The organism is Flavobacteriaceae bacterium (genome assembly GCA_003443635.1).
Classification (GTDB): domain Bacteria; phylum Bacteroidota; class Bacteroidia; order Flavobacteriales; family Flavobacteriaceae; genus AU392.
Genome location: CP031964.1, coordinates 2196569 through 2219671, shown reverse-complemented (window position 1 = coordinate 2219671; position 23103 = coordinate 2196569). Strand labels below are relative to the sequence as shown.

The window sequence follows — 23103 nt, the reverse complement described above, 5'->3', positions numbered from 1 at the left end:
ATCTTATGAATTATAAATTATTTCTTCTTTTTTATTTTTTTATTATTGGAGTTTATGCACAAAATGATCACAAATATTTTGGAGCAATAAAAATTAGCGATACCTCTTTTATTTCATATAAAATTATATTTCAAGAGAATAAAGGAAATATAGAAGGATACTCCATAACAGATTTAGGTGGCGAGCATGAAACAAAATCTGAAATTTCAGGTAGCTATGACGAAAAAGATAGAACTCTTAATTTTAGTGAAAAAGGAATTGTTTATACTAAATCGCCAATAACACAAGACGATTTTTGTTTTATTCACTTTAAATCGAATGCTTTTAATTTAGAAAAGTCAAAATTATTAGAAGGGAGTTTTGAAGGCTTATTTTCTGATAAACAAAAATGTATCGATGGAGAAATTAAAATGACATTAGCTGAAAAAATCATAAAACGAACAGAGAAAATAACAAAGAAAATAAATAGATCTAAGCGTATTAGTGATAGTTTAAAAGAAAAAATCAATCCTATTAAACTTTTAGATACTTTAAATATGAATATGCTTAGAAAGAATGAAACCTTAAGTGTATTTACAAAATCTGAAAAAGTAAATTTGATTATTTATGATGGTGGACAAGAAGATGGAGATAAAGTATCAATATTTATAAATGATAAATTAATATTAAGAAATTATGAAATTATCAATTCAGAAAAGATAATCCCTATTGTTATTGATGGAAAAAAAGCGACAATAAAAATTGTTGCACAAAATAATGGAAGCATTTCTCCAAATACAATGGTTGTTAAAATTAAAGAGCAAGAGCGAATAATTGATGTGCTGTCTAATTTAAAAAAAGGAGAAGAGGCAAAAATTGATTTATTAAGTAGAACCTTTAAATAACGATATAACCCTGAAATAGAGTAGATGGACTATATATTTTAGAACCGTATATTAGTTTTTATATATTTACTTAGCTATTAATCTTAAACAATTATTTAATGAAAAAAATTACATTACTTTTTGCATTATTTATACTTGCATTCACAAATGTTATTGCTCAAGAAGAATATAAAATTGAAGTTTTTGGAGGAATTCCAACAGCTAGAGCTGCAGATATTACAACTTTTTCTTTAGGTATTAATGCAGCTTATCAATATGAAGTTTCTGATACATTTGCAACAGGAATATCAATTGGATATTATAGTTCTTTTGGAGAAACTATAAATGGAATTGAGTTAGATAATATTCAATTTTTCCCTATAGCAGCTACACTCCGTCTTAATTTATCAAAACGATTTGTATTAGGTGGAGATATCGGGTATGCTATAGGTGTGGATGATAGAGCTAATAATGGAGGGTTTTATTATTCACCAAAATTACAATTAGGATTGAGTGATACTATTGCTATTGTAGGAGCGTTTAGAGGTGTAATTATTACTATTCCAGAACAAAGTGCTTTTAATATTGCAACATTGGGATTAGAGTTTAGTTTCTAACACTTAAATTTTCTAATGAATATAAAAAAGCCGAAGGACAAGCTTCGGTTTTTTTATGCTCAATTTTTTGATACCTTTACCTTATGAAAAAATTAATCATCATTAATGGACCTAATTTAAATTTATTAGGAAAACGTGAACCTAATATTTATGGGAGCTTATCTTTTTCTGAATTCCTTGAAATAGTTAAAGAAAAATATACGAATGTTCATATTGATTATTTTCAATCAAATGTTGAAGGTGAATTAATTGATAAGCTACAGGAAGTTGGTTTTTCTTATGACGGAATTATCTTAAATGCAGCTGCATATACACATACGTCGATTGGAATAGGTGATGCTGTAAAAGCTATTGAAACGCCAGTAGTTGAAGTGCATATCTCTAATACTTATGCTAGAGAAGAATTTAGACATCAATCATATATTTCTGTTAATGCGAGAGGAGTTATTCTTGGTTTTGGATTACAGAGTTATGAATTAGCAATACAAAGTTATTTGTAAGCATATAATTTTGAGATAAAAATAAAAAAGACGATTCTAGATTCTGAATCGTCTTTTTTATAATATGATTTTTAATTTTATTTAAATATGAATCACTTCACCATAAGCATCAGCAACAGCTTCCATAACAGCTTCACTCATGGTTGGATGTGGGTGTACTGCTTTTAATACTTCATGACCAGTCGTTTCTAACTTTCTACCTAAAACAGCTTCAGCGACCATATCGGTTACACCAGCTCCGATCATATGACATCCAAGCCATTCACCGTATTTAGCATCAAAAATTACTTTTACAAACCCATCTTTATTTCCACCAGCACTAGCTTTTCCAGAAGCAGAGAATGGAAATTTCCCTACTTTAATATCGTAACCTTGTTCTTTGGCTTGTACTTCGGTTAAACCAACACTTGCAATTTCTGGAGTACAATATGTGCAACCAGGAATATTTCCGTAATCTAAAGCTTCGACATGTTGTCCCGCAATTTTTTCAACACATAAAATTCCTTCTGCAGAAGCAACGTGTGCTAAAGCTTGACCAGGTGTTACATCTCCAATTGCATAATATCCAGGAATATTTGTTTGGTAAAAATCATTCACCAAAATTTTATCTCTATCTATAGCAATTCCTACATCTTCTAAACCAATATTTTCAATATTTGTTTTAATACCTACTGCAGATAAAACGATATCAGCTTCTAATATTTCTTCTCCTTTTTTAGTTTTAATGGTAGCTTTAACACCTTTACCAGAAGTATCTACACTAGTTACTTCAGCAGAAGTCATTATTTTAATGCCACTCTTTTTAAAAGAACGCTCTAATTGCTTAGAGACGTCATTATCTTCTACTGGAACAATCTTTGGTAAATATTCTACAATAGTAACTTCTGTTCCCATTGAATTGTAAAAATATGCAAATTCAACACCAATTGCTCCTGAACCTACAACAATCATCTTTTTTGGCTGAGATTCTAAGGTCATAGCTTCACGATACCCAATTACTTTTTTACCATCCTGAGGTAAGCTAGGTAATTCTCTAGAACGAGCTCCAGTTGCAATAATAATATGATCTGCTTGATAATCTGTAGTATTTCCATCTTCTCCAGTTACGGCAACTTTCTTACCTGTTTTTACTTTACCATAACCGTTGATAACATCAATTTTATTTTTCTTTAATAAAAATTGAACACCTTTGCTCATTCCATCTGCTACACCTCTACTACGCTTTACAACAGAATCAAAATCTTTATCAAATTCTTTTACAGATAACCCATATGCATCTGCATGTTTTAAATATTCAAATACTTGAGCAGATTTTAAAAGCGCTTTAGTTGGAATGCATCCCCAATTTAAACATACACCTCCTAGGTTTTCTTTTTCTACAATTGCAGTTTTAAACCCAAGTTGAGAGGCTCTAATTGCTGTTACATATCCACCAGGACCACTTCCAAGAACTATAATATCGTATTTACTCATTGTGTAATTTTATCTTAATTTGAAGCCACGAATTTACGAAACCAAAATCGAATTTTAAATGCTTGATAGAAATTTATTTGAGAATGAAATTACTCTGGTTTTTCAAAATCTATACTAACAGAGTTTACACAATAGCGTTCACCAGTTTCTGTAGGACCATCATTAAACACATGCCCTAAGTGACTTTTACAATTAGAACAAATAATTTCTGTACGAAGCATTCCATGACTTTTATCTAAAACACGGTCTACAGTACCAGGAATAGACTCATCAAAGCTTGGCCATCCACAATGAGCATCAAACTTACTACCACTTTCAAAAAGGGCTTGATCGCAGGCATTACATTTGTATGTACCATCTTCAAAATGAAGATTATATTTCCCTGTATGAGGACGCTCAGTGCCTTTTTGTCTTAAAACTCTATATTCTTCTTCAGTAAGCTGCTTTTTCCATTCAGCTTCTGTTTTATTAACCTTTGCTTTGTTCATTTTTTTCTTTTGGTACAAACTTTAATGCAACTCCATTAATACAATGACGCTTTCCAGTAGTATTCCTTGGGCCATCGTTAAACACATGCCCTAAATGTCCTCCACAAGTTGCACAATGTTCCTCTGTTCTTGCATAACCGATTTTATAATCTACATCAAATTCAACATTTCCTTTTATTTCTCTATCAAAACTTGGCCATCCAGTTCTAGAGTCAAATTTGTGCTCACTTTTAAATAAAGGTGTTTCGCAGGCTGCACATACATAAACTCCTTCATTGTAATTTTTATTTAAAGGACTACTAAATGGGCGCTCTGTGCCTGCTTCACGTAACACATAATATTGTGAATTAGTAAGTTGTACTTTCCATTCTGCTTCAGTTTTAGTAACTGGATAAACTTTATCTTCTTTGTTTTCTTGATTTTTTTGCGCATTACCACTGCAGTTAAAAATCAATAACGAAACTGTAAATACTAATAGCTTTTTCATTTAAATGTAAATTACATATTTATATAAATAGTCGTAGTAAATTATGAAATCTTATAAGATCATAAAAATAATGAATCAGGTTAATTTATAAAGTCTATTTTTTGTATTTTTAACATTCAATATTAAAAACTCTTTATTAATGAAAATTAAACAGAAAATAGTAATTTTAGTAATGCTTTTACTGTTTTTATCTTGTGCTACTAACCCCTTTACAGGAAAGAAAACATTAGCACTCCCTGGCACTGGAAATAATACATTGTTTCCTACTGCATTTCAACAATATGATCAATTTTTATCTGAAAATAAAGTGGTTAAAGGTACTTCTGATTCAGAAATGATCAAGCGAGTTGGTCAAAAAATTACCGTAGCAGCTGAACGTTGGTTGGATGCCAATGGATATCAAGGATATCTTAAAGATTATAAGTGGGAGTATAACTTGGTTGATGATAAAGTAGTAAATGCTTGGGCTATGCCAGGTGGAAAAGTAGTATTTTATACAGGCATTTTACCAATAGCAAATACAGAAGCTAGAGTAGCAGCTATTATGGGACATGAAGTAGCACATGCTTTAGCTAATCATGGACAACAACGAATGAGTGCAGGAATGATACAGCAAGGCCTTTCTTTAGCTGGTAACATTGCTTTAGAAGATGAACAATCAAGAAATATTTTTAATCAATCTTATGGAGTAGTTTCCAATGTAGCTGGAATATTACCATTTAGTCGTGCTCACGAAAAGCAATCTGATGAAATAGGAATTTTATTAATGGCTATTGCGGGTTATAATCCAGATCAAGCTAGTGAGTTATGGAAACGTATGAAAGAAAACAGTGGAGGACAAGCTCCACCAGAATTTTTAAGTACCCATCCTTCTAACGATTCAAGAATAGCCAATTTAGCATCACTTTCTGAAAATGCTAAGCTAGAAGCTAAAAAATTTGGAATAACAAGCTTTAGGAATTAAAAGCCATTCTAGAAAAAAATAAATGTTTATTTTAGGAGCTGCTCATAAAAAGAGCAGCTTTTTATTATGAAGCAATTACAAAAAGGAGATAAAAAATTATTGAATGCTTGGGCGTTTTACGATTGGGCTAACTCCGTATATAGCTTAGTTATAGCATCTGCAATTTTTCCGATTTTTTACGGAGCTTTAACTCTGGTAAAAGACACTGAAACAGGAGAGATCCTTAATGATACAGTTACTTTTCTAGGTTATGATTTTAATAATGATACTCTAATATCTTATGTTACAGCTGCTGCTTTTTTAATGGTATCTATTTTAAGTCCATTGTTAAGTGGTATTGCAGATTTTATGGGTAACAAAAAGGTTTTTATGAAATTCTTTTGTTACTTGGGAGCAACTTCTTGTATAGGATTATTTTGGTTTTCAATAGATTATTTATGGTTTGGGTTATTGTGTTATTTTCTGGCATTGATAGGTTTTTGGGCTAGTTTAGTGTTTTATAACTCTTATTTACCAGATATTGCTTTTCCAGAACAACAGGATAGTATTAGTGCTAAAGGATTTTCGATGGGCTATTTTGGCAGCGTAATCTTATTAGTTATATGCCTTGTAATGATATTGTTTTATGATACGTTTGGTTTTAAAAGTGAAGCACTACCCACAAAACTTTCTTTTATTTTAACAGGAGTATGGTGGATTGTATTTAGTCAATATACTTTTTATCATCTCCCCAAAAATTCTGAAAATAAGAAGTTTACAAGAAATGTGATTTTTAATGGTTTTAAGGAATTAGAATTAATTTGGCAACAAATTAAAATTAATATTCCTTTAAAAAGATACCTAATTGCATTTTTTGTTTATAGTATGGCAGTTCAAACAATTATGTTGGTAGCAACTTATTTTGGAATTGAGGAGTTAAACTGGGGTACTACAGACCCTACAACAGGTTTAATTATTAGTATTCTTTTAATTCAACTAGTTGCAATTTTAGGAGCAATATTAACCTCCAAGGCTTCCTCTAAATTTGGAAATATTGCTGTTTTAATAGTATTAAACATAATATGGATAGGAGTTTGTGTTTTTGCATATACTATTACGACTCCCTTACAATTTTATATTACTGCTACAATAGTAGGACTTATTATGGGTGGAATTCAATCACTATCTAGATCTACATATTCTAAGTTTATTCCTCAAGGAGCAGTTGACACCGCTTCTTATTTTAGTTTTTATGACGTTTCAGAAAAAATTGGAATAGTAATAGGAATGTTAAGTTATGGGTATGTGGCGCAAATAACAGGTAGTATTAGATATGCAATTTTATTTTTTATTTTATTTTTTATTATTGGGATGCTTTTACTCTTTAGAGTGCCAAGAGAGAATAATTTAAATTAAAATATGTTATGTTTATATAATTAACCAAATCTTAAATTTATTATGAAAACTATAAAACTTCTTTATTCATTTATAATATTGCCTATATGCTTTTTAGCATTGTTTTCTTGTGATAACGAACCTGTAGATTTTGAACCTTTTAATGACCCAATTATTGCTTCAACAGACAGTTATTGGCCAATGGCTATAAATAATACTTGGACTTATGATGTAACTCAAGATGGGCAATCTATAACATCATCTGTTTTAGAATTAAACGGAACAGAAGTTATAGGAGGCAATACATATTTTACTGTCGAAAATTTTTTAAGCTCAGCTATTGCAGCTAATGGAGCTCTTGATAATTTAGATTTAGATACATTTGTTAGACAAGAAGAAAGTGTTTATTTTGTTAGATTAGGACAATTAACGGCAGATTTGCAAGGCTTATATCGTTTAACACAAGATGGTTATGAGTATACTATTTTAAGAGATAATGTTGATACTGGCTCTACTTGGACAGAAGCGTTTGAAATAGAAACTAGTTTCGAACCTTTATCTCCTACAGTACCCGCAATACCAGGAATAACAGCAAATTATACTTCTGAAGTTGAGATTTTAGAGCGAGACATGTCTTTGATGGTTAATGGAGAACTATTTTCTCCAGTGATAAAAGCTCAACAAACTTTAACTGTCGAGTTTAGCGACTCTGGACCAGGATTACCCACAACAGAGGTTGTTAGTACTTATTATTTTGCTTTAGATGTAGGTATAATTAGAGTGGAATCTACAGTAGAAGATATAGATAATAATACAACAACAACACAAGTCCAAGAGCTATCTTCTTTTACATTGAATTAAAAAAAATAAGAGATAAAAAAAGCATCACCTAATAGGTAATGCTTTTTTTATTTTATCTAAACTTTTTTAGTTTTTAGAAACACTTCCGGATCCAGCAACTTTTTTAGTGACTTTAGGATTTCCTTTATATTCTATATCTCCAGATCCAGCTACAGATGCTTTTAGGCTTCCATTACTTGTAACTTTAATATCTCCAGATCCAGCTAAAGATACGTTAACATTATCTGCTTGTAAATCAAAAGCGTGAATGTCTCCAGATCCAGCCAAACTAACTTTAAAATCACCTGTACTACCTTTTAATGTAATGTCTCCAGAACCAGCCAAGCTTCCTTTTAGATCTCTCGCTTCGATATCTAAGATCATATCACCGGAACCAGCTAAAGACACACTAAAATTATTAGCATTAATTTTATCTTGAGTTACTACATCTCCAGATCCAGCAAGTGATACTTTATTAATATCTCTAAAAGGAATAGTAATTTTTATAGTTTTACCATTGCTAGCCTTTAAACTAACTCCTTTTTTGACCTTAACAATCAAATCTCCTTTTTTAATTTCTGTCACAATGTGTTCTAATAAATTAGATTCGCCTTCTAATGTAATGTTTCCTTCATTACCAGCTACTAAAATAAAGTCCATATTTCCAGCACATTTAATACCATCGTAATCTCCAGTATTTCTTGTTTCTGTCGTAACATTTCCGTTACCTTTTACTTTTTTGTTCCCCCAAATTTGAGCATTTGTGACGCTAACAAACATTAGAGTAACAGCTAATAGTGTAATTGATTTTTTCATGATTTAATAATTTAATGTTTATATGATAGTTGTGTTGTTATTTAATTTTTTCATATTCTCTATTTCCTGCATTACATCTTGTAATACGTCTATTCTACTTTGAAAATTTAAGATCATTGCAGATAAAATGAGTTGATCTTCAGGGTTTTCTTTTAATCCATAAATTAATTGATTATAACCTTCTTCTAATACTTTAATTTCAAATAAAGCATCTACAATTAATTCTTGATATTCAGGATATTCTTCTGCATTAATCTTTTTCAATTCATTTTGAAGTGTAACATTAAATACAGATTCTGTTTTTGCCATTTCTGGAGAAATACTAGCAAGATCTGGAACTACATCTTCTCTAGGCATTAATACAGATAATGACACTAATAATGTAATGGAGGCAGCAATACCTATAAAAGGCTTCCAAAAATTTCTTTTTGGTGTATTTGTGACAATATGCTGTGTGTTTAATTTATCTAAAAAACGCTTATCATGCCCGATATTTGGCATTTCTATATCAAAATCATCTTTTATATTATCAAATAATGTATGTATATTATCTTTCATTTATCTTACTATATGGTGTTGTAATTGTTTCCTTAAACTGTCTTTTGCTCTTGAGATTGTTGTTCTACAATTGGCATTAGACATATTCATTATCGTACTTATTTCTTCATAATCATACCCTTCAATTAAATGTAATGTAAGTGAGATCCTATAATTATCTTTCAAGGTTTTCATAGTTTCTAAAACTTGCTTAGCTTTTAAGTTTGTAAACTCACAATCTGACGTCATGCCTATACTATCTTCAGTTTTATACAATACATTATCTAAAGGAACTTCTGTGTATTTATTATTTGCATTAAAATAATGAATACTATTATTTATTACAATTCGCTTAAGCCAAGATCCAAAAGTTGCTATTTCTTTTAGTGTTTTTAACTTTATAAATGCTGTTAAAAACGATTCTTGCATTACATCTTCTGCTACAAAACGATCTTTTACTATTCTGTAAGCGGTATTATACATTGCTTTATAATATCGATTATAAACCTCCATTTGTGCAAATTGATTATCTGCAATACATAGCTGTATAAGCTGCTCGATGTTTTGATTGGTTAGTTGCAAAAAGCTAATTGTTTATATGAATGATGAGAAAAAATGATAGCTGTTACAGTTTTGATTAAAAAAGTTTGTTTTTATTTAAGAATATATTGTTTAGTATGGCATAACAATTGGTTTATATTAATGTAATATAGCCTTAAAACATCTAATTTACAGGATTTAAAATGGTGTTTTTACTAATGTATATAAATTAAAAAATAAAATAATTCTGTTTTTATGACAGAATGACCTATAAATAATATGTCGAAATCAAAATTTGTAAGCCTTGACAGTTTGTCATTTCAAGAGTTTGATGAAAACTCTGAATTAATTCCATTAATGACTACTGAAGATGAAGCGGAAATTAATAATGAAGCTTTACCAGAAACTTTACCTATATTATCGTTGAGAAATACAGTATTGTTTCCTGGTGTAGTAATCCCTATAACTGCAGGAAGAGATAAATCTATTAAATTAATTAATGATGCTAATAAAGGAAGTAAGGTTATTGGCGTTGTATCTCAAAAAGATGAAACCGTTGAAAACCCTACAGCTAAAGATATTAATGAAACCGGAACAGTAGCTCGTATTTTAAAAGTTTTAAAAATGCCAGATGGTAATACTACTGTAATTATACAAGGTAAAAAACGTTTTAAAGTAGCAGAGATTCTTACAGAAGAGCCTTATATGAATGCAACAGTAAGAGAAGTTGCAGAAACGACTCCTCAAATTAATAGCGAAGAATTTATAGCGATCATAGATTCTATTAAAGATCTCGCACTTCAAATTATAAAAGAGAGCCCTAATATTCCGAGTGAGGCTTCATTTGCAATAAAAAATATTGAAAGTAATTCGTTTTTAATCAATTTTGTATCTTCTAATATGAATCTTTCGGTTCAAGAGAAGCAAGATCTTTTAGAAACGGGAGATTTACAAGAACGTGCTTTAATGACATTAAAGTATATGAACATGGAGTTTCAAAAGCTAGAACTGAAGAACGATATTCAATCTAAGGTTCAAAGCGATATGAATCAACAACAGCGCGAATATTTTCTTCACCAACAAATGAAAACTATTCAAGAAGAACTTGGTGGTGTGAGTTATGAAGAAGAAGTGGAAGAAATGAAAGCTCGTGCGCTTGAGAAAAATTGGAATGAAAAAGTAAAAGCACATTTTAATAAAGAGATTTCTAAAATGCAGCGTATGAATCCCCAAGTAGCGGAATATTCCATACAACGCAATTATTTAGATTTATTTTTAGAGTTACCTTGGAATGAATTTAGCAAGGATATTTTTGATTTAAAACGTGCAAAGAAAATATTAGATAGAGATCATTATGGATTAGATGATGTAAAGCGTCGTATTATAGAATACTTGGCTGTACTAAAGTTACGTAATGATATGAAATCTCCAATATTATGTTTATATGGCCCTCCAGGAGTAGGTAAAACTTCTTTAGGAAGATCTATTGCAGAAGCATTAGGTAGAGAGTACGTGCGTATTTCTTTAGGGGGTTTGAGAGATGAAGCAGAAATAAGAGGGCACCGTAAAACATATATAGGTGCAATGCCAGGACGTATTCTCCAAAGTCTAAAGAAAGCAGGAACTTCAAATCCAGTTTTTGTTTTAGATGAGATTGATAAGCTTTCAAATTCACATCAAGGAGATCCTTCTTCTGCAATGTTAGAAGTTTTAGACCCAGAGCAGAACTCTGAATTTTATGATAATTTCTTAGAAATGGGTTATGACTTATCTAAAGTAATGTTTATAGCAACTTCAAATAGCTTAGGAACTATTCAACCGGCTTTAAGAGATCGTATGGAAATCATAAATGTTACTGGGTATACTATTGAAGAAAAAGTAGAAATAGGAAAAAAGCATTTGTTGCCAAAGCAACTTAAAGAACATGGTTTAACTGACAAGGATTTAAAAATTGCAAAACCACAATTAGAAAAAATAGTAGAAGGTTATACTCGTGAATCTGGAGTAAGAGGATTAGAGAAACAAATTGCAAAGATGGTGCGATATGCTGCAAAAAATATTGCAATGGAAGAGGAGTATAATTTAAAAACTACTAACGAAGATATTATTGAAGTTTTAGGCGGTCCAAAGCTAGAACGTGATAAATATGAAAATAATAATGTAGCAGGAGTTGTTACCGGATTAGCTTGGACAAGCGTTGGAGGAGATATTTTATTTATAGAATCTATTTTATCTAAAGGAAAAGGTAATATGACTATTACTGGAAATTTAGGAAAAGTAATGAAAGAATCTGCTACAATTGCTATGGAATATATTAAAGCTAATGCAGACGAGTTTGGGATAAATAACGAAGTGTTTAATAACTATAACGTGCACATTCACGTACCTGAAGGCGCTACACCAAAAGATGGACCAAGTGCAGGGGTTACAATGTTAACATCTTTAGTATCTCTATTTACTCAACGTAAAGTAAAAAAGAGTTTAGCGATGACTGGAGAAATTACATTAAGAGGTAAAGTATTACCAGTAGGAGGAATAAAAGAGAAAATTTTAGCAGCTAAACGGGCTAGAATAAAAGAAATTTTATTGTGTAAAGAAAATAAAAGAGACATTGAAGAAATAAAAGCAGATTACTTAAAAGGGCTTACATTTCATTATGTTTCAGAAATGAGTGAAGTTATAGATTTAGCATTAACATCTCAAAAAGTAACCAATGCTAAAGTATTATAGAGAGCAACCCTCATTTTTTAAAATTGAGGGTTATTTTTTACTTTAAAAATAAAAGGTTCGTACTATCGTTTTAAGATAGATTTAGTTATTTTGTAACTTAATGAAAAAACTGTTTACCTCTATTTCTATTTTGTGCTCTTTTGTTTTTGGTTTTGCCCAAATAGGAGGTGAATCGACTTATCAATTTTTGAATTTAATCTCTTCACCTCGTCAAGCAGCTTTAGGAGGTAAAGTGTTAACTAATGTAGATTACGATGTAACACAAGCTTTATATAACCCAGCCACAATAAATTTAGAATTAGATAATCAATTAGCATTAAATTATTCTAGTTTTTTAGGAGGAATAAATTATGGTACAGCTGCCTATGCATATACTTTGGATAGAAGAACACAAACAATTCATGTAGGAGTTACTTATATTAACTACGGTACGTTTGATGGTTTTGATGAAAATGGTGTTTCAACTGGAGGTTTTTCGGGTAATGAAGTAGCTATATCTATAGGCTATGCAAGACAAATTGGGTTTAGCGATTTTTATTTAGGAGGAAACTTCAAATTTATAACTTCAAAATTAGAAGAATTTTCATCTATAGGTGTAGCTATTGATGCTGGCCTTATTTATATTAATGAAGACATAGATTTTAACGCAGCAGTAACAGTAAGGAATTTAGGAACTCAGATTACTACATATGCTGGGCAACAAGAACCATTACCTTTTGAAGTTGATTTTGGAATTTCTCAAACTTTACAGTATCTGCCATTACGCTGGCATTTAACAGTAGAAAATATACAAAAGTGGCCAATTGCAAGAGCAAACCCTGCAAGAGTTACAACAGATTTAGATGGAAATCAAACTTCAGAAAAAATAAATTTCTTTGATAATGCTATTCGTCATTTAATAATAGGAGCAGAGTTGTTTCCTGAAAAAGGATTTAATTTGCGAGTGGGTTACAATTTTAGAAGAGCTGAAGAATTACGTATTTTAGAACAACGAAACTTTTCAGGGCTATCATTTGGATTAGGAATAAAACTCAATAAATTAAGATTTAGTTATACGCATGCGAGATATGCAAGCGCATCTAATGCTAATTTTTTTGGTTTACAAATAGACTTATTAAGGTGAAAAAAATTACTATAGCTATAGATGGATTCTCTTCTACAGGAAAAAGTACAATAGCAAAACAACTTGCTAATAAATTAAATTATGTATATGTGGACACTGGAGCTATGTATAGAGCAGTTACGCTATATGCAATGAGAAACGATTTTATTTCTGAAAAACAATTTGATAGTATAAAATTAGAAGCAAAACTCCATAAAGTGAACTTAGAATTTAGGTTTAATCCTGAATTAGAGATTTCAGAGATACATTTAAATAATGAAAATGTAGAAAAATATATTAGAACTTTAGAAGTATCTAATTTTGTTAGCATTATTGCTGCAAATTCTGCTGTAAGACACAAATTAGTAGAACAGCAACAAGAGATGGGAAAAGAAAAAGGAGTTGTAATGGATGGTAGAGACATTGGTACTGTAGTATTTCCAAATGCAGATTTAAAACTATTTATGACTGCTTCTGCTGAGGTAAGAGCTTTAAGGCGTTATGAAGAACTTTTAAATAGAGGAGATGATGTAAATTATGATGAGGTTTTAAAAAATGTTGTTAAACGAGATTATATAGATTCTAACAGGGAAGATTCTCCACTAATAAAAGCAAAAGATGCTATAGAAATAGATAATTCTAACTTGAGCCTTGAAGAACAGTTTGAAAAGATATTAAACCTTGTAAAATCTATCATAAACAAAGAAAAGAATGCTTAACACTCCTTTCTTTGTTTGCCTTTTCAAATTATAAATTAGGAATAATTAATTCTTGATTTGGATGGATTATATCTGGGTTTTTTAAGATATCTGTATTTGCTTCAAAAATAGCAGTATATTTCATTGCATTCCCATAATATTGTTTAGCAATTTTACCTAAGGTTTCTCCACTTTTTACAGTATGTCTATGAAAAACGCTATTATCAGCTACTTTAATATCTGCTGAAATATCTAGTGGATTCTCACCTCCAATTTCTTTAATCTTGTCCCATAATAAATTCTTTTCATAAGGTGTTTTTGTTGTCCCAGAAACTTTAAGTTGCCCATTTACTTCCTGTACATCTCCATTTTGAATTTCTAATGCTTGTCCTAAATCTAAAACGTCTTGATATTTACTTTTAACAGTCATAATTGATAATGTTTATTGTGTTTGTTAGAACTATAAAGATAACGAATTATGAGCTTATTTTTTGTAAATGGATAATGAAAATATAAGGTTTAAAATCAAGTAGTTAATATTTTTTATTGCTAGTTAGGCAATTCCATAAAATATATGTATTTTTGCACTCCTTTTTAGCAAATATTTTGAAGATAAAAAGGGTTCTATTAAATTTATAACACTTCTGTGTGTTGTTTGCTTAATTCTTCTTAAGGCATGCAGAATACAAATTTTAATCAGCAATGGCTGAAAACAAAAAAAATACAACTGAAGCAGAAGCTACAGTTGAGACTCCAGTAACTACTGAAGTACAAGTGAATCCAGAACAATTTTTAGCAGATTTTAATTGGCATAACTACGAAGAAGGTATCGACCCAGTAGAAGATGACAAATTAGAAGAATTTGAAAAATTAGTAGCCGAAAATTTCGTAGATACACTTAACGATGAAGTTGTAGAAGGTGAAGTAATTCACATCTCAGATAGAGATGCAATTATTGATATTAATGCAAAATCTGAAGGTGTTATTTCACTTAATGAATTTCGTTACAACCCTAATTTAAAAGTAGGTGATAAAGTAGAAGTATTAATTGATGTACGTGAAGATGCAACAGGACAATTAGTATTATCGCACAGAAAAGCGAGAGTAATTAAAGCTTGGGATCGTGTTAATGGAGCTCATGATACTGGAGAAATTGTTAACGGTTTCGTTAAATGCCGTACAAAAGGAGGTATGATTGTAGATGTATTTGGTATTGAAGCATTCTTACCTGGATCTCAAATTGATGTTAAGCCAATTAGAGATTACGATCAATATGTTAATAAAACAATGGAATTTAAAGTTGTGAAAATTAATCACGAATTTAAAAACGTTGTAGTATCTCATAAAGCACTTATTGAAGCTGATATTGAAGTACAGAAAAAAGAAATTATAGGTCAATTAGAAAAAGGTCAAGTATTAGAAGGTACAGTTAAGAATGTAACGTCTTACGGTGTATTTATGGACCTTGGAGGAGTTGATGGATTAATTCATATTACAGATTTATCTTGGTCGCGAATTAATCATCCAAGTGAAATTGTAGAATTAGATCAAAAACTTAATGTAGTAATCCTTGATTTTGATGAAAACAAATCAAGAATTCAATTAGGTCTTAAACAATTAAGTAAACATCCTTGGGAAGCTTTAGGTGAAGATGTAAAAGTTGGAGATAAAGTGAAAGGTAAAGTAGTTGTAATTGCTGATTATGGTGCGTTTATTGAAGTTGCAGATGGTGTTGAAGGATTAATTCACGTTTCTGAGATGTCTTGGAGCACACACTTACGTTCTGCTCAAGATTTTGTAACAGTTGGTGATGAAATAGAAGCACAAATTTTAACTTTAGATAGAGAAGATCGTAAAATGTCTCTTGGTATTAAGCAATTATCACAAGACCCTTGGACAGATATTACTTCTAAATACCCATTAAGCTCTAAACATACAGGAGTTGTACGTAACTTTACTAATTTTGGTGTTTTTGTTGAATTAGAAGAAGGCATAGACGGATTAATTTACATTTCAGATTTATCTTGGACTAAGAAAATTAAACATCCAAGTGAATTCTGTGCAGTAGGCGATAAGTTAGATGTAGTAGTACTTGAGTTAGATGTAGAAGGGCGTAAATTAAGTTTAGGTCATAAGCAAACTACAGAAAACCCTTGGAATGCTTACGAAAAAGATTTCGCATTAGATTCTACTCATACAGGAACTATTGAAGAAATTGTAGATAAAGGAGCAACAGTAGTATTCAATGAAGATATCGTAGCCTTTATACCTTCTCGTCATCTTGAAAAAGAAGATGGTAAGAAGCTTAAAAAAGGAGAAGAAGCTGAGTTTAAAATTATTGAATTCAATAAAGAATTTAAACGTGTAGTAGCTTCTCATACTGCAATATTTAGAGCAGAAGAAGCAAAAATCGTTAAGCAAGCAGCTAAGAAGGCTGAAGCAGCAGCAGCAGAAGCAAAACCTACTTTAGGAGATGCTAATGATGCGTTGCAAGCGCTTAAAGATAAAATGGATGGTAAAATATAAGTATTTTATAATCTAATATAAATGTTAAAAAGCCTTTTGAAATCTCAAAAGGCTTTTTTTATGCATGAAAAAGCATAAAGCAAAATTTGTCTTTTACTTTTAAAATTTTAGATTACCTTTGTAAACCAAATACGTTTGGATACAATATGAGTCAAAAAGTGTTACTTAATGCAAAAGAGGTAAACATCATTCTTCATCGACTGGCCTGCCAACTTATTGAAAATCATAACGACTTTACAAATACTGTTTTAATTGGATTACAACCAAGAGGTGTTTTTTTAGCAAATCGTTTAGCAGAAATGCTTAAAAACGATTATAAAATTAAAAATATAAAACTTGGTCACCTAGATATTACCTTTTATAGAGATGACTTTAGACGTGGAGACAAAACCTTAGAAGCAAGTAGTACTCAAATTAACTTTCTAATTGAAGATAAAAAAGTAGTGTTTATTGACGATGTATTATATACAGGAAGAAGTATACGTGCAGCATTAACTGCTATGCAGTCTTTTGGTAGACCAAACGAAGTCGAATTATTAACATTAATAGATCGACGATTTAGTAGACATTTACCTATACAACCAAATTATAGAGGTAGGCAAGTAGATGCTATAAATGAAGAAAAAGTAAAAGTTAACTGGAAAGAAAACGAAGGAGAAGATACTGTTTATCTAATTAATAACTAACAATAGGCAATATATAAATGCCTATCAATATAAAACACAATGAGCGAATTAAGTGTAAATCACTTATTAGGAATAAAATATCTAAACAAAAAGGATATTGAGCTTATTTTTAAAACTGCCGACCACTTTAAAGAAGTTATCAATAGACCAATTAAAAAAGTACCATCTCTAAGGGATATTACTATTGCCAATCTATTTTTTGAGAATTCTACTCGTACTAAATTATCATTTGAATTAGCAGAAAAACGGCTATCTGCTGATGTTATTAATTTTTCTAGCTCTCAATCTTCAGTAAAAAAAGGAGAAACTCTTATAGATACAGTAAATAATATCCTTTCGATGAAAGTTGATATGGTAGTAATGCGCCACCCAAACCCTGGATCTGGTTTATTTTTATCAAAACACATTAATGCAAGTATTATAAATGCAGGAGACGGAGCACATGAGCATCCAACCCAAGCCTTATTAGATTCTTATTCTATAAGAGAAACATTAGGAGAAGTAAAAGGAAAAAATGTAGTTATCGTAGGAGATATTTTACATAGCCGTGTAGCGTTATCAAATATTTTTGCATTACAACTTCAAGGAGCCAATGTTATGGTGTGTGGGCCTAAAACCTTAATTCCTAAATATATAAATAAGTTAGGAGTTAAAGTGGAAACAGATTTAAGAAAAGCCTTAAATTGGTGTGATGTGGCTAATATGTTACGCATACAAAATGAGCGTATGGAAATAAGTTATTTCCCTTCTACTAGAGAGTACACACAACAATTTGGCGTCAACAAAGCATTATTAGATGGTTTAGATAAAGAAATTACAATAATGCATCCTGGACCAATTAATAGGGGAGTAGAGATTACTAGTGATGTTGCAGATTCCAACCAAGCAATTATTTTAAATCAAGTTGAAAACGGAGTTGCAATTCGTATGGCAATTATTTATCTATTAGCCTCTAAAATAAAACAATAAGCTATGATTTTTAGTCAAGAAGGAACAACAACAATTATTACCCAAGAAAAAGCATCAATTGTTGAACTTGTAAAGAAGTTTGAAGTTATTTATTCCAGATTTGAGAATGATAATATTATTATTAATCTAACAAGTTTAAAGCAATTAACAACTTTAGATGTGATTGAATTTTTACAAACCTCTAATATACATCGTGAAGCTGGTCATTCGTTTGTCATTGTTACAAATAAGATAGATTTTGATAATATCCCTGATGAATTAATTATTGTACCAACACTTCAAGAAGCTCATGATATTATTGAAATGGAAGAAATAGAACGTGATTTAGGGATATAATATGCAACTCACAATCTTAGGGTGTCACAGTGCAACTCCACGAATTGATACTAACCCAACATCTCAGGTTCTAGATATACGAAACCATCAATTCTTAATTGACTGTGGAGAAGGTACACAGGTACAACTTCGAAAAAACAAAATAAAATTTAATCGTATAAAACATATTTTTATCTCTCATCTACATGGAGATCATTATTTTGGATTAGTAGGTTTAATTTCTACATTTAGATTATTAACACGCGAAACAGATTTACATATTTATGCACCTAAAGGCATAAAAGAAGTAATCACACTTCAAATGAAACTATCTGATTCTTGGACGAATTACAAACTTATATTTCATGAACTCACCTCTAAATCTTCAGAATTAATTTTTGAAGATGAAAAAGTGAAAGTTTTTACCATTCCGTTAGATCACCGCATTTATACTAATGGTTTTCTATTTAAAGAAAAAGAAGGAGAGCGTAAACTAAATATCGGAGCAGCAGAAGAGGCCAATATTGATAAAGCATATTATAGAAAATTGAAACAAGGGTATGATGTTGTTAATGAAGATGGAACACTCATAAAAAATGAAGCAGTGACTATGAGTGGGGCTAAACCTAAAAGTTATGCTTTTTGTAGTGATACTGCATATAACGAAGCTATTATACCCATAATACAAAATGTAGATTTGCTATATCATGAATCTACATTTTTAGAAAAACAAGCACATCTTACACAAAAAACTAAACATTCTACTGCTAAAGAAGCTGCGAATATAGCCAAACTAGCTAATGTAAAAACATTAATATTAGGACATTATTCTACACGCTATGATGATGTAAATGAATTTAGAGCAGAAGCTAGTGAAATATTTCAAAATGTAGAGCTTGCTAAAGCAGGAAAAGTATTTGAAATTTAAATAAGAATTTAACACTGTTAATTCCTTAATTTTGTAATCTAAATATACTACAAGATTATGAATAATGATTTAAGCGCTTATAGGAAATCTTATGAAAAAGGAGACCTTAGTGAAACTAATATTCCAGAAAACCCAATTGAGCTTTTTCAAAAATGGTTTTATGAAATAGATCAATCTAATACTGTCGACGAAGCAAACGCTATGACAGTTTCTACAATCGGTTTAGATGGATTTCCTAAGAGTAGGGTAGTACTACTTAAACAGTTTACATTTGAAGGTTTTATTTTTTATACAAATTATAATAGCGAAAAAGGAAAAGCAATAGCTAATAACCCTAATGTATGTTTGTCTTTTTTTTGGCATACAGCAGAGAAACAAATTATAATAAAGGGTAAAGCAGAAAAAATTGCAGAAAACCTTAGTGACGGTTATTTTGAATCGAGACCTAGAGGGAGTCAACTTGGAGCACTTGCATCAAATCAAAGTGAAATAATTAGTAGAGAAAAATTAAAAACTACTTTAAAAACTCTAGAAGCTAAACTGGAAGGTAAGGTAATCAATCGCCCAAAACATTGGGGAGGTTATATTATAAAGCCAGTAGAGATTGAGTTTTGGCAAGGTAGGGCAAATAGATTACATGACCGTTTACGTTATAAATTACTAGAAGATTATAACTGGAAAATAGATAGATTAGCCCCATGATTTTTAAAAATAAAATTATCGTTTAAATGTATATTTAAATCGATTAAAAACACTTAAATATGTATTTTTAATGCATTTCATCGATGTTTTACATTTATTTTCGATAAAATGCACGTAGTTTATCGATTTTAACATTTTATTAACACTTCACTTATAAGTAGGGATTTATATTTATTGAACCAAATCTTAAATAACCTACAAAATGAAGTTACCTACTATATTGCCAGCAATGGTATTAATCGTATTATTGTCTTTTTCCTGCTCCTCAAATTCTATTGAAGATGAAGTTGCAGAAATCACAAGTTCTTTTGTTCCAGAAACAAAAACTATAGAAATTGAAATTTTAGAACTTATCAATCAACATAGAATAAATATAGGATTGCCTACTTTAGAAGATATGAGTAGAATTAAAGCAGAGGCATACACACATACAGATTATATGATAGAGAATGAGGATGTTTCTCATGCTAATTTTTTTAGAAGAAAGACAAACTTAGAAAATTCTGTTGGAGCGGTAAGAGTATCTGAGAACTTGGCATTTGGATATACAACAGCGGAATCTGTAGTGAATGCATGGTTAAATAGTGAAGGTCATAGAGAAAATATAGAAGGAGAGTTTACTGCTTCAGATATATCTGCTGAACAAGATGAAGAAGGGAAATGGTATTACACTAATATTTTTGTAAAAAAATAGAGGAAATTTAGTTTATAGAATGTATTCAAAAGAAAGATTGCTTTTAATTAAAAGCAATCTTTCTTTTTATAAATACTTTATAAAGATTATTTAAATTATAAATGTCTAAAAGTATATAATTAAGAATTAAGTTGAGAGAAGAGGTTTTTAATTTAATAGTATGTGAATTATAGGAATGTAATTCATTATTAACTTAACTTAGTTAATAAACCATAATAGGCACTAACGATGATAATTGTTAGAATTAAGAATCATTTAATGTATACAATTTAAAGTAATTTAATTGATTAAGAGTCATAAAAAAGCCATTCTAAATAAAGAATGGCTTTTTTATAGTTAATATTTACTATTGTTAATCTTCTTCACAATCTACAATATAGAAATGTGATCTTCTATTTTCTTGATGCTTAGCTTCAGAGCATCTAAACCTATTATCGTCATTACATTCGTTAATCAATTGAGATTCGCCGTAACCAATAGCGCTTTCAAAGCGAGAAGCATCTATTCCTCTTGAGATTAGATAATCTCTAGTAGATTTAGCTCTCCTATCTGATAACCTCATATTGTATCTGTTTGTACCTCTACTATCTGTATGCGATTCAATTTTAATAACCATTTCAGGATGCTGATTCATCACATCAACAATATTTTCTAATTCAGCTTTAGAATCAGCTCTAATATTCCATTTATCAAAATCAAAGAATATTGGATTTATTACAATTTCACAATTATCTACTAAAGGAGTTAAAAATAAATCGACAGTAGAATCTGTGTTTTTAATAGCAGATGTTCTAACTTGTTTAGTATCATCCTTATAATCAGGAACAGATCCTAAAATAGTAAAATCTTCATCACAATTAACATCTTCAAATTGATATTCTCCAGTTGCAGATGATGTAGTTTCTTTTATGATTTTTCCAGTATTGTCAATTAATTTAACGGTTACATTGGGCAATATCTCATTGGTTTTAATATTTCTAGCTGTACCTTTAATTATTTGTTGACATTGGTAGGTGTTAAAGCTATAAATATCATCACCTCCTTTACCACCAGGACGATTAGATGAGAAATAACCAGACTCTTTATCTGTATCTATAAAGAAAGCAAAATCATCATATCCGCTATTATAAGGTGCTCCTAAATTTTCTGCTTGAGCATTACTATCATTTAAAATATTTGATTTAAAAATATCTAATAAACCTATATTTATATTTTCGTCTGATGAAAAATAAAGCATATTATCTTTAGCAATAAAAGGAAACATTTCTCTACCTGAAGTATTAATGTTATCCCCTAAATTTTTTGGCTCACTAAATTTACCATCTTCTAAAATATCTACTACATAAATATCTGTGCTCCCAAAACCACCTTCTCTATCAGAAACAAAATATAATTTTTTATTATCTAAACTTAAAGTTGGATGACCAGTTGAAGATACATCATCATTAAAAGGTAACTCTTCAATATTTTCCCAGCTTCCATTCTCTAAAGTTGCTCTATATATTTTTAAATGTGTTGTTCCTTCATCATCATACCCTAATCGATTTCGCTTATTTACATTATCTCGAGTAAAATATAATGTTTTACCATCATTAGTAAGGGCAATTGAAGCTTCATGATATTTAGTATTTACTTTTGAAGCATTAATTAAATTAATATTACTTATTACTTGTTCTTCTCCAGTTACTGTAGCTTCATATATATCTAAAAAAGGTTCATCATTCCACCCATACTTCCTATTACCAGTATCATCAAAAGTATTTCTACTAGAAGCAAAAAATATTTTATTGTTATAAACTATAGCACCAAAATCGGAAAACTCAGAATTTAACTCTAAATTTTTTATATCAACAAAAGTTTGTTCAGTAGAAATTAATGCTTTAATCTCTTCAGAATTTTTACGTTTTGATTCATTTAAAGAAGTTAACCATTTATCAACTTCATCATAATTACCTAAACTTTGTTGAGTTTGTACATACTTAAGAATATACTCAGTATTTAATTTAGGATATTTTTCTAATGCTAATTTATACCAGTAAGCTGCTTTTTCAGAATTAGAATTATTATAATAACAATCCCCTAATCGTGTTAATACATGCTCGCTATCATCTCCTTTATTATAAGCATTTTCATAAAACTCGCTAGCTTTAATATAAGCATAGTTATTGAAAAATTTATCAGCCACATTCTTTTGAGCAAACGAGAACGAACTGCTGAAAATTAATAATATGATTAAATATTTTGTTTTCATAGT

24 protein-coding genes are annotated in these 23103 nt (G+C 30.2%); 16 read left to right on the top strand and 8 right to left on the bottom strand.

What is annotated here, in order from left to right; translation table 11 throughout:
- Positions 1 to 5: 5 nt before the first annotated feature.
- From D1817_10070 to aroQ, 3 genes are all read left to right on the top strand, one after another.
- Positions 6 to 884 (top strand): hypothetical protein, encoded by an 879-nt coding sequence (locus D1817_10070; protein AXT20209.1) that lies wholly within the window; start codon positions 6 to 8, stop codon positions 882 to 884.
- Positions 885 to 982: 98 nt separating this feature from the next.
- Positions 983 to 1480 (top strand): hypothetical protein, encoded by a 498-nt coding sequence (locus tag D1817_10065; GenBank protein ID AXT20208.1) that lies wholly within the window; start codon positions 983 to 985, stop codon positions 1478 to 1480.
- Between the two features lie 83 nt (positions 1481 to 1563).
- Complete coding sequence (aroQ, locus tag D1817_10060; protein ID AXT20207.1) at positions 1564 to 1980, top strand: type II 3-dehydroquinate dehydratase; 417 nt, start codon at positions 1564 to 1566, stop codon at positions 1978 to 1980.
- 81 nt (positions 1981 to 2061) lie between these two features.
- Here aroQ and lpdA read toward each other — a convergent pair whose 3' ends face one another.
- The 3 genes from lpdA to msrB (D1817_10045) form a co-directional block, all read right to left on the bottom strand.
- Positions 2062 to 3453, bottom strand: coding sequence for a dihydrolipoyl dehydrogenase (gene lpdA, locus D1817_10055; protein AXT20206.1), 1392 nt, complete (start codon positions 3451 to 3453; stop codon positions 2062 to 2064).
- An 89-nt stretch (positions 3454 to 3542) separates the two neighbouring features.
- Positions 3543 to 3941 (bottom strand): peptide-methionine (R)-S-oxide reductase, encoded by a 399-nt coding sequence (gene msrB / locus D1817_10050; GenBank protein AXT20205.1) that lies wholly within the window; start codon positions 3939 to 3941, stop codon positions 3543 to 3545.
- Positions 3922 to 4428: a peptide-methionine (R)-S-oxide reductase gene (msrB, locus tag D1817_10045; protein AXT20204.1), complete on the bottom strand. Its 507-nt coding sequence runs from the start codon at positions 4426 to 4428 to the stop codon at positions 3922 to 3924. Before msrB (D1817_10045) ends, msrB (D1817_10050) begins: the two co-directional genes overlap by 20 nt.
- A gap of 145 nt (positions 4429 to 4573) precedes the next feature.
- Between msrB (D1817_10045) and D1817_10040 the strand changes: the two genes are divergently transcribed.
- The 3 genes from D1817_10040 to D1817_10030 all read left to right on the top strand — a co-directional run bounded on the left by D1817_10040 (position 4574) and on the right by D1817_10030 (position 7627).
- Positions 4574 to 5392, top strand: a complete 819-nt coding sequence (locus D1817_10040) for a M48 family peptidase (protein ID AXT21267.1) — start codon at positions 4574 to 4576, stop codon at positions 5390 to 5392.
- 66 nt (positions 5393 to 5458) lie between these two features.
- Positions 5459 to 6787 (top strand): MFS transporter, encoded by a 1329-nt coding sequence (locus D1817_10035; GenBank protein ID AXT20203.1) that lies wholly within the window; start codon positions 5459 to 5461, stop codon positions 6785 to 6787.
- 42 nt (positions 6788 to 6829) lie between these two features.
- A complete protein-coding gene (locus D1817_10030; protein ID AXT20202.1) occupies positions 6830 to 7627 on the top strand; it encodes a hypothetical protein in 798 nt (265 codons plus the stop codon).
- A gap of 66 nt (positions 7628 to 7693) precedes the next feature.
- On the opposite strand, the gene D1817_10025 is transcribed toward D1817_10030, so the two are convergent.
- From D1817_10025 to D1817_10015, 3 genes are read right to left on the bottom strand one after another with little or no spacing between them, the layout of a single operon-like run.
- Positions 7694 to 8422, bottom strand: coding sequence for a DUF2807 domain-containing protein (locus D1817_10025; protein ID AXT20201.1), 729 nt, complete (start codon positions 8420 to 8422; stop codon positions 7694 to 7696).
- An 18-nt stretch (positions 8423 to 8440) separates the two neighbouring features.
- Complete coding sequence (locus tag D1817_10020) at positions 8441 to 8980, bottom strand: hypothetical protein (protein AXT20200.1); 540 nt, start codon at positions 8978 to 8980, stop codon at positions 8441 to 8443.
- Positions 8981 to 9541 (bottom strand): RNA polymerase sigma factor, encoded by a 561-nt coding sequence (locus tag D1817_10015; protein AXT20199.1) that lies wholly within the window; start codon positions 9539 to 9541, stop codon positions 8981 to 8983. It lies immediately after the preceding gene.
- 237 nt (positions 9542 to 9778) lie between these two features.
- Here D1817_10015 and lon point away from each other — a divergent pair, with 237 nt between their 5' ends.
- The 3 genes from lon (at position 9779) to D1817_10000 (ending at position 14050) form a co-directional block, all read left to right on the top strand.
- Complete coding sequence (gene lon / locus D1817_10010) at positions 9779 to 12229, top strand: endopeptidase La (GenBank protein ID AXT20198.1); 2451 nt, start codon at positions 9779 to 9781, stop codon at positions 12227 to 12229.
- Between the two features lie 100 nt (positions 12230 to 12329).
- Positions 12330 to 13352: a penicillin-binding protein gene (locus D1817_10005; GenBank protein ID AXT20197.1), complete on the top strand. Its 1023-nt coding sequence runs from the start codon at positions 12330 to 12332 to the stop codon at positions 13350 to 13352.
- Positions 13349 to 14050, top strand: a complete 702-nt coding sequence (locus D1817_10000; GenBank protein ID AXT20196.1) for a (d)CMP kinase — start codon at positions 13349 to 13351, stop codon at positions 14048 to 14050. The genes D1817_10005 and D1817_10000 overlap by 4 nt, the downstream gene beginning before the upstream one ends.
- A gap of 28 nt (positions 14051 to 14078) precedes the next feature.
- On the opposite strand, the gene D1817_09995 is transcribed toward D1817_10000, so the two are convergent.
- Positions 14079 to 14459, bottom strand: a complete 381-nt coding sequence (locus D1817_09995; protein AXT20195.1) for a LysM peptidoglycan-binding domain-containing protein — start codon at positions 14457 to 14459, stop codon at positions 14079 to 14081.
- Positions 14460 to 14731: 272 nt separating this feature from the next.
- Here D1817_09995 and D1817_09990 point away from each other — a divergent pair, with 272 nt between their 5' ends.
- The 7 genes from D1817_09990 to D1817_09960 all read left to right on the top strand — a co-directional run bounded on the left by D1817_09990 (position 14732) and on the right by D1817_09960 (position 20849).
- Positions 14732 to 16555 carry a 30S ribosomal protein S1 gene (locus tag D1817_09990; GenBank protein ID AXT20194.1) on the top strand — a complete coding sequence of 608 codons (1824 nt, stop codon included), beginning with the start codon at positions 14732 to 14734 and terminating at the stop codon, positions 16553 to 16555.
- Positions 16556 to 16701: 146 nt separating this feature from the next.
- Positions 16702 to 17241 carry a bifunctional pyr operon transcriptional regulator/uracil phosphoribosyltransferase PyrR gene (gene pyrR, locus D1817_09985; GenBank protein AXT20193.1) on the top strand — a complete coding sequence of 180 codons (540 nt, stop codon included), beginning with the start codon at positions 16702 to 16704 and terminating at the stop codon, positions 17239 to 17241.
- Positions 17242 to 17280: 39 nt separating this feature from the next.
- On the top strand, positions 17281 to 18210 hold the full coding sequence (locus tag D1817_09980; GenBank protein AXT20192.1) for an aspartate carbamoyltransferase catalytic subunit: 930 nt from the start codon (positions 17281 to 17283) through the stop codon (positions 18208 to 18210).
- A gap of 3 nt (positions 18211 to 18213) precedes the next feature.
- On the top strand, positions 18214 to 18546 hold the full coding sequence (locus D1817_09975) for a ribonuclease Z (GenBank protein AXT20191.1): 333 nt from the start codon (positions 18214 to 18216) through the stop codon (positions 18544 to 18546).
- Between the two features lies 1 nt (position 18547).
- The gene (locus D1817_09970) at positions 18548 to 19453 is read left to right on the top strand and encodes a ribonuclease Z (GenBank protein AXT20190.1); all 906 of its coding nucleotides are present in this window, start codon (positions 18548 to 18550) and stop codon (positions 19451 to 19453) included.
- Positions 19454 to 19510: 57 nt separating this feature from the next.
- Complete coding sequence (gene pdxH / locus D1817_09965) at positions 19511 to 20155, top strand: pyridoxamine 5'-phosphate oxidase (GenBank protein ID AXT20189.1); 645 nt, start codon at positions 19511 to 19513, stop codon at positions 20153 to 20155.
- A 229-nt stretch (positions 20156 to 20384) separates the two neighbouring features.
- Positions 20385 to 20849, top strand: a complete 465-nt coding sequence (locus tag D1817_09960; protein ID AXT21266.1) for a CAP domain-containing protein — start codon at positions 20385 to 20387, stop codon at positions 20847 to 20849.
- A 352-nt stretch (positions 20850 to 21201) separates the two neighbouring features.
- Here D1817_09960 and D1817_09955 read toward each other — a convergent pair whose 3' ends face one another.
- Positions 21202 to 23100, bottom strand: a complete 1899-nt coding sequence (locus tag D1817_09955; GenBank protein AXT20188.1) for a hypothetical protein — start codon at positions 23098 to 23100, stop codon at positions 21202 to 21204.
- Positions 23101 to 23103 lie beyond the last annotated feature (3 nt).